We start from the raw sequence: 13,005 nt of genomic DNA on the forward strand, positions 1-13,005 counted from the left end.
GCGTTAAACTGCTCCATCTCCTGGCTCATAACTGCTGCGAATACGCTCAATGAACTTAGGATAATTTTCTAAATCCTGTTCTGACTGTAACGGTGGCATTTCAATCCACTTACCTTCGACATGTAGCTTATCCACATAAACGTAGAAGGCTTCCTCACCTTCTCGATGAGCAAGAACGTAATCATGTAACTCTTTCTGACTCATTGCATGAAAATTAGGCTTGCTCATCCTATATATAGGACTCATATCTGATTTTTGAATAAGATTTCAGATCAAACCGCGATCAAACGGGCTTTTCAGTCTCAGTATGTTTTCAGAAATAAAATCGGAGTCCTATATCTCCATTTACCATTAGGGTATATCTCTATAATATTTTCCTCATCTGCCAAGAAGTTTTATCAATTAATTTTACAAATCCAGCAATACTCTAGGGAAAAATACGATTTAAAAAATATTTTTTCTCTCCAGATAAATTAAGTTTGTTAAATTTTATTTTTATAATTAATTCGACTTAATGTAATATTTAAGCAATTTCTAGCTGCTAATTATCACTAAAGAACTGTTTTCGTCTTCATAACAAGATATTCAAATATATGTCAAATCCAGAATCAGCATATACCATTGAGGTTCTTGAAAAAGGTAGTTATTCTAAAGTACCTGGCTATTATGTAAAAAGTACTGCAACTATTAATGTTGAAGATCCACCTGAACCTCAACAGCATAATGATAGTGTAGATATAAAGGAAATTGCTGAGTATCTCATTAATAGCAATCAATCGGAATTGTTCTTCCATATACATGGCTATGCTAATTCGGAAGAAGATGCAAAAAACCGCTATAAGAAAGCTTGCAAATATGCCAATTCACGAGATTCAGGACTTACACATGACAATCGCAATTGTGTATTTATTGGCTATCGCTGGCCTGCTGAAAGTCCTTTAGTTCAAACTGGAAATTCTTTAGAATCACTACCAAGTTTAATTGTGGGAATATTAATTACTTCCCTTGTATTTGGTTTAATAGCTATTATATTAACACTTTGGACAAATACTGCATCGAATTTTATTTTAACATCTCTGTTAATTATTCTCCTTGCATCTGGGCTTGGACTTTGGATAACATACATAGCAAAAGCAACAAATTCTTTACGCATTATACCGAATGGATTATTATTGGTTTTTTTTGCTTGGTTGTTTGGTGCAATTTTCAGTCTATTTGTCAAAAATCCTCATCCGTGGCTAATATTTTTCATCCTTCTCTTCGTATTCTTGATCGGTATGATTTTAGCACTAATCATCCTTCGTGTAACATCTTACCCTCGCGATCGCTTTCGGGCTAGTAATTATGGTGTGCTAGATTTAGTAAAATTTTTCCAATATTTACAAAATGAAATAGAAATATTAGCTAAAGATCGCAATAAAAATATGGAAAACGCTAGAATAAAAGTATCATTTGTTGCTCATAGCTTAGGTTGTGAAGTAGCAATTCAGACGATTCGTATTCTGTCTGATGTATTTGACCCTGACGCACTTAATGATAAAGCTTCTTCTAATATTGGTAATGTATTTAAACTAGGAAGATTGGTGCTTGTTGCACCAGATATTCCTGTGGAATCGATTTTAACTTCTAGGGCTAATTTTCTTAAATCTTCGTTGAAGCGTTGTGAAGAAGCCTATATATTTTCTAACGAAGCTGATTTAGCATTACGCTTGGCTTCACCTGCTGCTAATTATTTTAGTTTTCCAACTAAAACTAGGGATAGAGGATATAAATTAGGTAACGTAACTGTTGATAATAAAAAATCGTTACCAAAAGATTATGGTATAGTCAATTGTCAGAATGCCGATTTTACTAACCCTACTCCTCCTTCTGAATATCTGGAAATCCGAGCATCCTCAAACGAGCGTAAGAGTTTACATTGCCTGAATAATAACGTTCCACTTCACGAGAAGGCTATTGCAGACTCTTTTACATATTTTGATTGCACTGATTATACTGATTGCACTGATACAGAAAGATCAAAGAGAGGAATTCTCAGTTTCTCCAAGAAACAATCTGCTCTCAATTTTTGGGACTATGTTCAATTGTGTGGAGCGTACTTTTTGAAATTTCCTCGGCATATCAACGTACATGGAGGATACTTTGAGGGCGAATTTTGTCAACTCCTAATTAATGAACTTGCTTTTCTTGGTTATAAGGGACTACTTAAGAGATATTCCGGTTGTATACAGCAACAGACAGGCTCAAATCAGTCTGATGAATTGTTACTTTTTCCGAAATTTTCTGAAGATTGTAAAAGCAAATATATCCAAGTTCTGCTTGCAACTCGTAAAACTCCGTTTGCTCAAGGCGAATCCCCAAAAGGACAAATCCAAACAATTCGCATAACTTGAAAATGTATAACTTTGGCTTTCCTCCAGATGGAACCCATGAGAGAATTTATCATCAGGTCTATTGCAGTCCAGCCGCATCAGATATCAGCCCTGCTGTCATACTGTTACATAACTAACACTAAAACCCAATCACCGAAACAGCTTTCGCTTCTGCGTCTAGTGTGACCTCTAGATAACGTTGCATAAATAAATTTAGGCGATGCACTGAGCTTGCCCGCTCGCTAGCCGAAGTGGGCTTGTACCTTTTTCTTTATAGTCAGAGGTGCTACAGCTTTATCGCCTTGATAATGTAATTAGTGCTGTGCCTAGCAGATGAAGCGAAACTGGGTAATGTAAATTAGTAATCGGTAATTGGGATTAGTTCACTACTTATTACCGATTTTGCTCTACAATTTTGACTCTAATAGTGTTCTAAAATGACGAATAGCCTTTTTCGCTAAAATTTTTGAGGGAATATTCCATGACTATTTGGGTAAATGAGCAAATTGATCCGTCTGGGATGATTCATGCCTGTATTGCCACTTGTAATGAATCTCAAGCCAAAGATTGTCATGATTCCTTTGAGAATAATTTGACCGAGACGCAAAAAGCAGCAGGTTGGGTAGCGCAATTGCGGACAGTCGATTCTTGGGATGAAGTGCCGGTGAATTCTTTAAAACTTAATTAATTGAGTGCTATGAAAAGTAGGCTGCATAGCTTAAGCATCTCCTGGCAGACACGATTACCTTTGTTTTTTCTGCTTGCCTTTGGCGAAACTCCGACGCGCTTTGCCTCACCAGATGCCTGTTTAGTCCTGCTTTGCTGACAGTTATACCATTTTGGTTTTGACTGCAAATCATCTGAGATGGAGGTCATTTTTTGGGATTTTGAGCGAACATATTTCAGGAGCGTAGGCGTAGCCCGCCATAGGCATCGCTTATCTACCACACGCTGCACCTATGCCAATGGCTACAGCGATCGCAGCAAATCCCGTTAGAAAAGATTAATGAAGGATAAAATTTGGATTAAAATTCTCAAATTATTAACAACTACTTCCAAAAAAAGTAATATATTAAAGAAAATTGATGATTTTTTGGAACTTTTAAGAGTTATCATCTATACCGTAGATTAAATTAAAAAATTTGCCAAAACCGAACCAATTTAGTGAACTATCCCAGAGTTTACACTTCGGAGCAAGCCTGTCCCATTAATTTAGTTGACGAAAGGGGACAAGCGGTTCAAATTTCAATTCATGCTCCCAGTCAATATATCTGTGCCAACTGCGAACGGATATTACCAGATTGGAAACGACAGCCATTTTTACGAGTAGTGATTGTCTTACAGCAATCGCGTTATCAACTAGTCGAAAGGACGGCAGAAGTAGAGACCGAGAAAGAACGCTTGCGAGAAAAGTTTATGAGATTTGGCTGCGATTTAGCATTTAATCTGCGCGATCGCGGCTATTTAACAGACCTAATCGACCCTCGTACAGGCTATCCTTTACTGTCTCATCCCGGAGCAATTCCCCATGATGACACAGCAGTTGTCAAAGCTTTGCTCAACTATCCAGTGATTAAAAATCAATGCCGTGTGCTAGTGCATCCCGACTGGGGTGCAGCAGTTTATCCTAGCATTTTGATATCAGAAGCTCCCCCAATTGCGATCGAATGGGTTACAAAAGGTATAGCAGCTATGCATGGGTGGAAAGAAATTGATTATTAGTCATTAGTCATTAGTCAATTGGTCATTGGTTATTTTTTCCTAATCTCCCTCATCCCTTCATATATATTGGAAATGAGGAGAAAATTGGTAAAGACTTTGCTACTATACATGCACCTGTGGCAGGTATGGAAAAAATTAATCGGCGAGGGGATGCGATCGCTCATACAATGATTACCCAAAAACCGATGGTGCGCTTTGCTTGAGGTTTGAGTAGTGACACCCGTCTTAACCACCATCCCGAACCACTGCCTGGTGTCTCAGTTAGCCAATGGCAAGGTAGAAGCTAGGATTCACAGCATTCCCAGCTTTATCTGCGAATTGACCGCCAAGTAATTTGGGGACTACCGGAGTATGAAGCAGCGCTGTTTACTATTCGTACTTATTTTAAAGATTGTGGCGTAGTCAAACAAGATCCAGTGTTACGATCTAAGCTCAATCAGGCAATTGAATCCATAACACCTGAGTTTCTAGTTTATAAAGGCTTCGCAGAGAGTAAAGCTAATATTTTGCAGTGGCTGAGTTAAGCGTAATGTATCAAAAGATGTGCTAAAAACTATAATGATATTATCAAAATCAGAAACCTGAGACAATGCGAACTCTTTTTTCAAGCATAGTTTCTTTTAAATGCTGATACAAAGTATCATCGCAAACTAGCAAAGCGTGCTTAGTTTTCGTGTTCACAATTAAATATCTTGGTTCTTTTTCTGAAGGTGAGGCATTGAATTGTAACAGTGCCCAATCCGATTCTGGACTATTCCATAGATATGAGAATTCTTCTAAATTTGTATTCATATCAATACTTATTTTTTCAATACTAAATCTTATTACTTTTTGTCTACAGGAATTATCTGAGAGCTACGCAGCGGTGAACCTATTGGCTGAAGAAAGGCTATCCCTCTTCTATCACAGTAGAATAACGCAATCGCTGAAAGGATTTTGGAACTATACTTTTCAGCTTTTGGCTATAAATTTTAATTACTATTAGAAAATAAAGGTTTAAAGCTTGATTAAATCAAAGTCTCAAAATATTGCTTTGATTATTGTTTTCTGAGAGTTACATAAAAGGGGTAATTTCACAACCATCGCGTATTGCCGAAAGACTGAGGAAGATATGATTCTTGTTCATTTGTGGGGTAGATTCTGACTTTAACTGCTGTGTACATGTTATATTTCACCTTTTGCATTTATACCTTTATTTGGGAGAATTGGTATAGCATCAACTATTTTTCGGTTTACGCAATTTCTGAGAACCAATTGGGCCGAGAATTTGGTTAAGGTCACGCAACTGTTCGGCTGTACCCATCCCAATTAGCCGATCTCCTGACATTAAAACTGTATCACCAGTAGGGCCACCAATTAAAGTCCCATCAAGGCGGCGAATTGCCAGAACTAATGCCCCAGTTTGCGATCGCAATCTCGCTTTTTGTAAAGTTTGACCAACAAAAGGACAAAAAACCGGGTCGAGTAAAAATTCTTCCATATACAATTGGCGGTCTGCACCTGTCAAAATCCCGTCTACAAAGTCCAATACTTGCGGTCTGAGAGCCGCAGCAGCCATGCGCTTCCCACCAGTAATATAGGGGGATATCACTTCATCTGCACCACCGCGTTGTAACTTCTGCAAAGCTTCTTCTGTACTTGCGCGGGCGATCGCTCGAATTCCTGTATTCAGTGTTTTTGCTGATAAAACAACATATAAATTTTCGGCATCTGAAGGAAGTGCTGCAACGATACAAGTTGCTCTTTCAATACCAACTTTCAGGAGTGTGTCATCTAGGGTAGCGTCACCTTGGTATGCCGTGTAACCTTCCATCTGCGCCCTTTGTATAGATTCCATTTCCGAATCAATCACCACAAAAAGTACACCTTCTGCCCGAAATTCCTTGGCAATTTGACGACCAGTCCGACTAAATCCACAGATGATGTAATGTTCTGATAGGGATTCCATTAACCGCCTCTGCTGTTGTAGCCGAATTCCTTCTTGAAAGTAGCCTTGAATGATCGCTTCTGTAAATCTGTTGACAATGTAACCGATATTCATTACACCCAACAAAATCAGGGCAATTGTAAACAATCGTCCTCGGCTACCCATTGGGTGGATCTCTCCATATCCCACAGTCGCTAAAGTGATGACTGTCATGTAAGCCGCATCTTCCCATGACCAGCCCTCCACTAACCAGTACCACAAAGTGCCAATGACGAAAACACCGCCGAGAGCGATCGCCCCAGCCATTAACTCCTTTTGGATACGTTGATATTTTTGCTCAAGTGTTGAGAATGACGTAACAATAGTACTTTTAGCCTACTTTTTTTAGTTTTCTACTAACTTTATAGCATTGGTCCTATTTAGTACATTTAAACTACAAGTTATCCAAACTCAATACCTGAAGTTTAGACTAGTCAGGAGTGCGAAACCCAAAAGCCTTACAGTGATTAATGTACTTTGAAAACATCGTCTATTCCTTAAGAGTCAAAACGCCTTTGATATAATTGCGATCGCGATATTCGCCGTTAAACAGAGCACTCAGAGATTCTAGTGATGGATAACGATGAGTAATCCAAGATGCTACTTCAATTTGCTTAGTTGTTATTAACTCCAAAGCTTTACGATAAGTTGTTGGACGTAAATCAGCATCAAATCCTCCTGATGCTCCTGTTGAACAAACCAATGTTGCTTCCAGAAATTGCAAGTTGTTTAAAATACTCAAATCCACACCTGCATGACCATAACCGTACAGCAGCACAGTAGCTTGTTTGCGAATTAATCTCGATAATGATGCCATTACTGTCCCTGCACCGCACGCATCAATTACATACTCTATTAATCGTCCTTTGGTTTTTTCTTGTACAATTTCTACTAAATCATTTCCGATAGCATCAGTAACTTCTGCTCCAAACTCCACTGCTAATTTTTGCTTAATTGGATTTGGTTCACTTACTAATAATAGACCTTCGTATTTCTGGACATTTCGTAAGTACTGAATGAATAACAATCCTGCTGGCCCTGCACCAAAAATTAGTACTGATTGTGCTTGTCGCCAATTATCCAAGCTACTTAAACCATATCGTGTTCGCGTCTTTGCAACTCGTGCTTCAGCATGTATGATACATCCTAATGGCTCAGTTAATGCTGCCTGTACATCATCATCTAAACCAGATTTAATGCAAATCGCATTCACGGCGGGAATCGATATATACTCGGCAAACCCTCCAGCTAGTCCTGTAATCCCATGTTCACGATAATATTGGCATTGATGAGAGTCCTCACTTGTACAATATTCACACAAGGCCTGCTGTTGGCTCCAACAATTCAAACCTTGATCTATCACTACACGATCTCCAATCCTTAAATCCCGAACTTCCTTGCCTATCTCTACTACTACTCCCACAATTTCGTGCCCCAAGACTTGAGGTTGCTGTGTCAGTGCAATCGGATGACCTTGTTTATTTGTATTGTAATTAGCTATCCCAGAGAAAATGTGAAAATCTGTTCCACAAATTCCTACCGCAGAAACTTTAATCAAGACTGAATGGTTTCCAGTCTTTGGGTAAGGAATTTGGCATAGTCTGAGTTTATTAATATCACTTAAAACCAGCGCTTGCATTGTGGCAATATTTTGGCTCATTTATTTTTTGTTGAGAAATTAATATTACTAATCATTCTGATTATGGCTCAATTTGGCACAGTCGAAGCACAAACCCAAAGTAGAGCAAACAGGCTATTAAGTTGATTCGTTAACTCCTACAACTAGGGTTATTTACGAGTCACGACGACCTTTGGAGTCGGGCAAGCGGGTTAGGTATTATCGGCTGAATACTGAGGATGTCGCGTTTGCCTGAATACTAGCTTTACTAATGATACAAGCCCAAGGAAATTATCAAAAAACTGTATTAAGCAATACGGTTTTTTGGGTAAAAATCAGCTGTTAAAGGTCACTACACCAGAGCGATGGTGCGGAGCGCCCACCGTAGGCGATACCTTCTCTACGAGAGGCTACACCAACGGTGAGCTTCTCTACGAGACGCTCCAGCAAGATCCCCGAAGGGTACGCTAACGCAGAATTTTTCGGGCTACTGACATTGTTCTAGTACTGATACAATCACCATACTGTACTGTGTAGATAGTAGCTGCATGGTAAATAACTAGAGATGATTGCTGCTGTTGTTCGACCTCTAAATTTGATAATTGGTTTGCTGCTATCTTGTTGTTTCTTGCTCACAAGCTGTCACCCGACACAGATGAAAAGCAAAGCATCTCAGGTAGCTCAATTAGTTCTAGTTTCGCTAAATGACCCGACTACTTTTAACTATGCGATTAATGATTCTCCATATAGTGTTTTTTCTTTAATTTATAAGGGATTGCTCGATGAGAATGTTATAACTACCAAGTTGGAGCCGGCACTGGCAGAATCTTGGTCAATATCTGCTGATCAAAAGCGAATTATTTTTACTTTAAAAACAGGGTTGAAATGGTCAGATGGTGAACCTCTCACAGCAGATGATGTAGTTTTTACCTATCGAGACATTTATCTGAACAAAAAAATTCCCACTTTATATAGAGATTTTTTGCGTATTGGCAACACAGAAACTTTCCCGTCAGTGCAGAAACTAGATGATCTGCGAGTTGAGTTTAATTTTGTGGAACCTTTTGCCCCTTTTTTGAGATACGCTGAAAAACTAGCAATTTTGCCAGCTCATGCCTTGCGTGCTTCTGTACTATCCAATGATGCCAATGGTAATCCTCAGTTTCTCTCAATGTGGGGAACCAATACTGATCCGCAAAAAATTATCTGCAATGGGCCTTACCAAATAGAAAGCTATACTCCTGCTGAACGGGTAATTTTACGACGCAACCCCTATTACTGGCGCAAAGATGTTCAAAGACATCCTCAGCCTTATATTCAACGGATTGTCTGGCAAATTATTTCTTCTACAGAAAATCAGTTAGTGAGATTTCGCTCAGGGGAACTGGATACTTTGAATGTGACACCAGCAGTATTTGGGTTACTCAAGAAAGAGGAAAAGCGAGGAAAATTCATTATTTACAATGGTGGGCCGACTGAGGGTTTTAGCCTTATGGGTTTCAATCTCAACCGAGCTATTAATTCCAAAGGTAAGCCTTTTATAGACCCGATCAAATCTCGGTGGTTTAATAACTTAGTTTTTAGGCAAGCAGTTGCCTATGCCATTGACCGCAACCGAATTAAAACTAATATCTATCGCGGTTTAGGTGAAATACAACATTCGCCAATTGCTGTTCAAAGTCCCTATTACTTGTCCCCAGCAGCAGGGTTAAAAGTTTATGATTATAATCCCCAGAGAGCTAGGCAGATGTTGTTAGAGGCTGGTTTTAGGTATAACTCTCAAAAAGAACTGTTAGACCAAGATGGAAATCGGGTGCAATTCAATCTCTTGGTGAAATCGGAAGATCAATCAAGAATCGATGCCGCAGTTCAAATCCAACAAGACCTCAGTCAAATTGGTATCAAAGCAGATATGCAGGTAGTCAGTTTTAACATAGTATTGCAAAAGCTACTCTCTCGTCGAGATTGGGATTGTTATGTCGGTGCGTTTGGTGTTGACGGTGCAGATGTTGAACCTAATCTTCTATCTTTATTTTGGACTAGTCAAGGCTCATTTCATCAGTTCAACCAAGGTGCTCTACCAGGAAAACCCCCATTGCAAGGATGGGTAGTTTCTGAATGGGAGAAAGAAATTGATAGTCTTTTTTACGCCGGATTCAAAGAACTAGACCAGAGCAAGCGTAAGGCGATTTATGACAAATTTCAGCAAATCGTTGCGGAACAGTTGCCGATATTCTGCCTTGTAAATCCAATCTCGTTTGAGGCGGTGCGTGAACGTGTCAATCCCATCAAGTTTTCTGCTTTGGGGGAAACTTTTTGGAATATTGATGAACTGAAAATCACAGAAAAATAATTTCAACCAGAGATTTAAGGTATTATAACTAATATCATGTCCGCTTGATTACTTATTTAACCCGAAGAACCCCAAAGAGCCAAAGCGTAGCTTTGTCTCCTTTAAGAGCAGGCTCTTAGGGGATTAAGGAGAGCCAGCGCTGACTAAAGGTTTCCCCAAGTGAAGCATCTGACGTGTGGGGTACAACGACTGTGGGAATCATAACTAATTACCCAGACTTGATATAATTCATCATTCGTATAGATCACCCTCAATAACTTCCAACTCTCCTAGTACAGTTTTCCGAAAAGCGTAGCGTTTTTAATGCATCTCAATGCATTGGCATTGTAAAGGGACACATTAAGAATGTAAGCTGACGCATTAACATTGTATTGAGATGTATTGGCATTGTAAGGAGATGCATTAACAATGCGGCCGACGCATTAGCATTGTATCGAGATGCATTAACAATGCGACCGACGCATTAGCATTGTATTAAGATGCATTAACAATGCGACCGACGCATTAGCATTGAAAGGGATTGCCAAATTTAATTCGCTACGAATTAATGAAATGCTGTACTTAGCTCCGTTGGAGTTTTCCCGCACACAGCAAGGGGAATTTCCTCATGTGTCTTAGCGCCATCAAAACCGCAGACTAGCGACGAGTCAGGCTTGAACATCAGTGAAAAAACCCCTGGACTGGACTCTACCCAAGACTTGTGATGCCTACAACGGGCTGCACCTACGCAAACTGCCTATTACTCAAGTGTTGAGTACAAAGTTTTTTTTCACCACCGCCAAGCGTTTGAGGTTATATAAGCGTTAGCCTAAAAGGAAGTACAAGTTGTACTAAATAAAAAGTATTTTTTAGGGATTTCTAGGAAACTAGTAAATAACTATATAATGAAAAACTTTCAGGAGGAGCGGTAGTGAGCCTACAAACTCTCGTTGACCAAGCCACCATCCCCCCAGATTCAGGGTCAGCATCCAGTCCCTTTGATGCAGATAGCTTTAATGAAGCTGTCATGTCTACCTACGCCCGGTTTCCTTTAGCCCTAGAACGGGGTGCTGGATGCCGAGTTTGGGATACACAGGGGCGAGAATATCTGGACTTTGTAGCTGGAATTGCCACTTGTACTTTAGGACACGCCCACCCAGCTATGGTAGAAGCGGTGACACGCCAAATCCAAAAGCTGCACCATGTCTCTAATTTGTACTACATTCCTGAGCAAGGTGAATTGGCAAAATGGATCGTTGATCATTCCTGTGCCGATCGCGTATTTTTCTGCAACTCTGGAGCTGAAGCTAACGAAGCTGCAATTAAACTGGCGCGGAAATATGCCCACACAGTATTAGACATTGAAAAACCGATTATTCTAACCGCCAATGCCAGTTTCCACGGGCGGACTTTGGCAACGATTACTGCCACTGCTCAACCGAAGTATCAAAAGTATTTTGATCCTTTGGTTCCTGGTTTCCACTACGTAAATTACAACGATATTAACGCTGTAGAAGTAGCAATTAGCGAGTTAGATGAAGGTGATTATCGGGTAGCAGCAATTCTGATTGAGCCATTGCAGGGAGAAGGCGGTGTGCGTCCAGGAGATGTTGCCTATTTCAAAAAGCTGCGGCAGATTTGCGACGAAACTGGCATTTTATTGATTTTTGATGAAGTGCAAGTTGGTATGGGGCGCAGCGGTCAATTATGGAGTTATGAACATCTCGGCGTTGAACCGGATATCTTCACCAGTGCCAAAGGCTTAGGTGGCGGTATTCCCATTGGCGCAATGATGAGCAAGAAATTCTGCGATGTTTTTCAACCAGGGGAACACGCCAGTACTTTTGGCGGAAATCCTTTTGTGTGTGGTGTAGCACTCAGTGTTTGCCAGACATTAGAGCGGGAAAATATTTTGCAGAATGTGCAAGACAGGGGTGAACAATTGCGATCTGGATTAAGGGCGATCGCAGCAAAATATCCTCAGCAGGTTGGGGAAGTTCGGGGATGGGGTTTAATCAACGGTTTGGAGTTGCGAGCCGACATTGGGCTAACCGCAGCCGATGTCGTCAATGCTGCCATCAACGAGGGTGTATTGCTCGTACCAGCCGGGCCAAAAGTAGTCCGATTTGTGCCACCGCTGATTGTCACAGAGGCGGAAGTAAACACTGCCTTGGAAGCTGTAGAAAAGGCGCTCGCTACTCTCACAAAGTCAACTTAAGTTAAAAAAGGGCGGTTAGAAACCGCGTCTATACAGAAAAAACCCGCCTGTGCGGGTTACAAAAACCTTAATTTTCTCTTAGCCCACGGAGGTGGGCTTTGTTTGTATAGCCGCGAATTCTATTCGCCCTGGCTCTAAGTTGACTTTTTGTGTGTCCCTCTTCATTCTGGGGAAATTTCCCGATAAGCTTGCCGACACTGTTCATAATTATCTGGCAAAATTTCGGCATTACCAAAACATAATTGCTCGTGAGTGGTAATTAAAGTTTCATAAGGCTGTATGGGAGTCACAGACGATCGCAGCAATTGCAGATATTCTCCATCTGTACGGCTGAGTTTCTGGGGTGCGATGGTGTTTTGATCCAACTGCTGCAACATCGCTAAATAGATACAACGGCAAGCTTCACGGTAGTTACCCTGACGGTAAAATTCTTGCGATCGCTCCAACAAAAGGGCTATGGATGACTCACTAGAGCGATTTTTTCCGCGAAAATCAGTGAGATTGCCACTTCTATTCAGCCAAGAATATACATAAGGACTGAATTCTCGCCATAATCGCCAACTCACCCAAGCTATAAATAAGCCTATTACCAGCCAAAAGAGGAATTTCAACAACTCACCAAGCCTTGGGCTAATCGACCATCCAGTAGGCAATTCGGGCAAAGCCTGTTGAAAGCGGTAAAACTGGTATTCCCACCATTCTCCCGCTTGGTGTTGGAATTGAGAAAGCTGCCAACTCCCGCTAGTTTTTTCAAAAGTATCTGTAGACATAGGGGGG

Annotated in this window: 11 protein-coding genes and 1 pseudogene; 7 read left to right on the forward strand and 5 right to left on the reverse strand. The window is 40.4% G+C overall.

The genetic code is table 11. From position 1 onward, the window contains the following. Window positions 1-3: 3 nt before the first annotated feature. Entirely contained in the window at window positions 4-228 is a 225-nt protein-coding gene (locus Q0541_RS19820; protein WP_298913993.1) for a hypothetical protein, read from the reverse strand. A gap of 365 nt (window positions 229-593) precedes the next feature. Here Q0541_RS19820 and Q0541_RS19825 point away from each other — a divergent pair, with 365 nt between their 5' ends. The 5 genes and pseudogenes from Q0541_RS19825 to Q0541_RS19845 all read left to right on the forward strand — a co-directional run bounded on the left by Q0541_RS19825 (window position 594) and on the right by Q0541_RS19845 (window position 4,618). Beyond that, window positions 594-2,393 carry an alpha/beta hydrolase gene (locus tag Q0541_RS19825; protein ID WP_298913995.1) on the forward strand — a complete coding sequence of 600 codons (1,800 nt, stop codon included), beginning with the start codon at window positions 594-596 and terminating at the stop codon, window positions 2,391-2,393. A gap of 460 nt (window positions 2,394-2,853) precedes the next feature. Then, window positions 2,854-3,060: a glycogen debranching protein gene (locus tag Q0541_RS19830; protein WP_229498956.1), complete on the forward strand. Its 207-nt coding sequence runs from the start codon at window positions 2,854-2,856 to the stop codon at window positions 3,058-3,060. Window positions 3,061-3,237: 177 nt separating this feature from the next. Then, on the forward strand, window positions 3,238-3,369 hold the full coding sequence (locus Q0541_RS19835) for a hypothetical protein (protein WP_298914001.1): 132 nt from the start codon (window positions 3,238-3,240) through the stop codon (window positions 3,367-3,369). 167 nt (window positions 3,370-3,536) lie between these two features. Further along, complete coding sequence (locus Q0541_RS19840) at window positions 3,537-4,094, forward strand: methylmalonic aciduria and homocystinuria type D protein (protein WP_298914004.1); 558 nt, start codon at window positions 3,537-3,539, stop codon at window positions 4,092-4,094. An 83-nt stretch (window positions 4,095-4,177) separates the two neighbouring features. Further along, window positions 4,178-4,618 (forward strand): annotated as a pseudogene (locus Q0541_RS19845) (heme-dependent oxidative N-demethylase subunit alpha family protein). Between the two features lie 549 nt (window positions 4,619-5,167). Here the strand turns inward: Q0541_RS19845 and Q0541_RS19850 are convergent. The 3 genes from Q0541_RS19850 to Q0541_RS19860 all read right to left on the reverse strand — a co-directional run bounded on the left by Q0541_RS19850 (window position 5,168) and on the right by Q0541_RS19860 (window position 7,720). Then, complete coding sequence (locus Q0541_RS19850) at window positions 5,168-5,278, reverse strand: helix-turn-helix domain-containing protein (protein ID WP_335070574.1); 111 nt, start codon at window positions 5,276-5,278, stop codon at window positions 5,168-5,170. Between the two features lie 32 nt (window positions 5,279-5,310). Next, window positions 5,311-6,327, reverse strand: coding sequence for a TrkA family potassium uptake protein (locus Q0541_RS19855; protein WP_298914010.1), 1,017 nt, complete (start codon window positions 6,325-6,327; stop codon window positions 5,311-5,313). 223 nt (window positions 6,328-6,550) lie between these two features. Further along, complete coding sequence (locus Q0541_RS19860; protein WP_298914013.1) at window positions 6,551-7,720, reverse strand: alcohol dehydrogenase catalytic domain-containing protein; 1,170 nt, start codon at window positions 7,718-7,720, stop codon at window positions 6,551-6,553. 613 nt (window positions 7,721-8,333) lie between these two features. Between Q0541_RS19860 and Q0541_RS19865 the strand changes: the two genes are divergently transcribed. Then, a complete protein-coding gene (locus Q0541_RS19865) occupies window positions 8,334-10,031 on the forward strand; it encodes an ABC transporter substrate-binding protein (protein ID WP_298914015.1) in 1,698 nt (565 codons plus the stop codon). A gap of 910 nt (window positions 10,032-10,941) precedes the next feature. Further along, window positions 10,942-12,228, forward strand: a complete 1,287-nt coding sequence (locus Q0541_RS19870) for an aspartate aminotransferase family protein (protein WP_298914018.1) — start codon at window positions 10,942-10,944, stop codon at window positions 12,226-12,228. Window positions 12,229-12,389: 161 nt separating this feature from the next. Here the strand turns inward: Q0541_RS19870 and Q0541_RS19875 are convergent, their stop codons facing one another. Beyond that, entirely contained in the window at window positions 12,390-12,998 is a 609-nt protein-coding gene (locus Q0541_RS19875; RefSeq protein ID WP_298914021.1) for a DUF4129 domain-containing protein, read from the reverse strand. Window positions 12,999-13,005: the final 7 nt, after the last annotated feature.

Source organism: uncultured Nostoc sp., assembly GCF_937863485.1.
Classification (GTDB): domain Bacteria; phylum Cyanobacteriota; class Cyanobacteriia; order Cyanobacteriales; family Nostocaceae; genus Nostoc.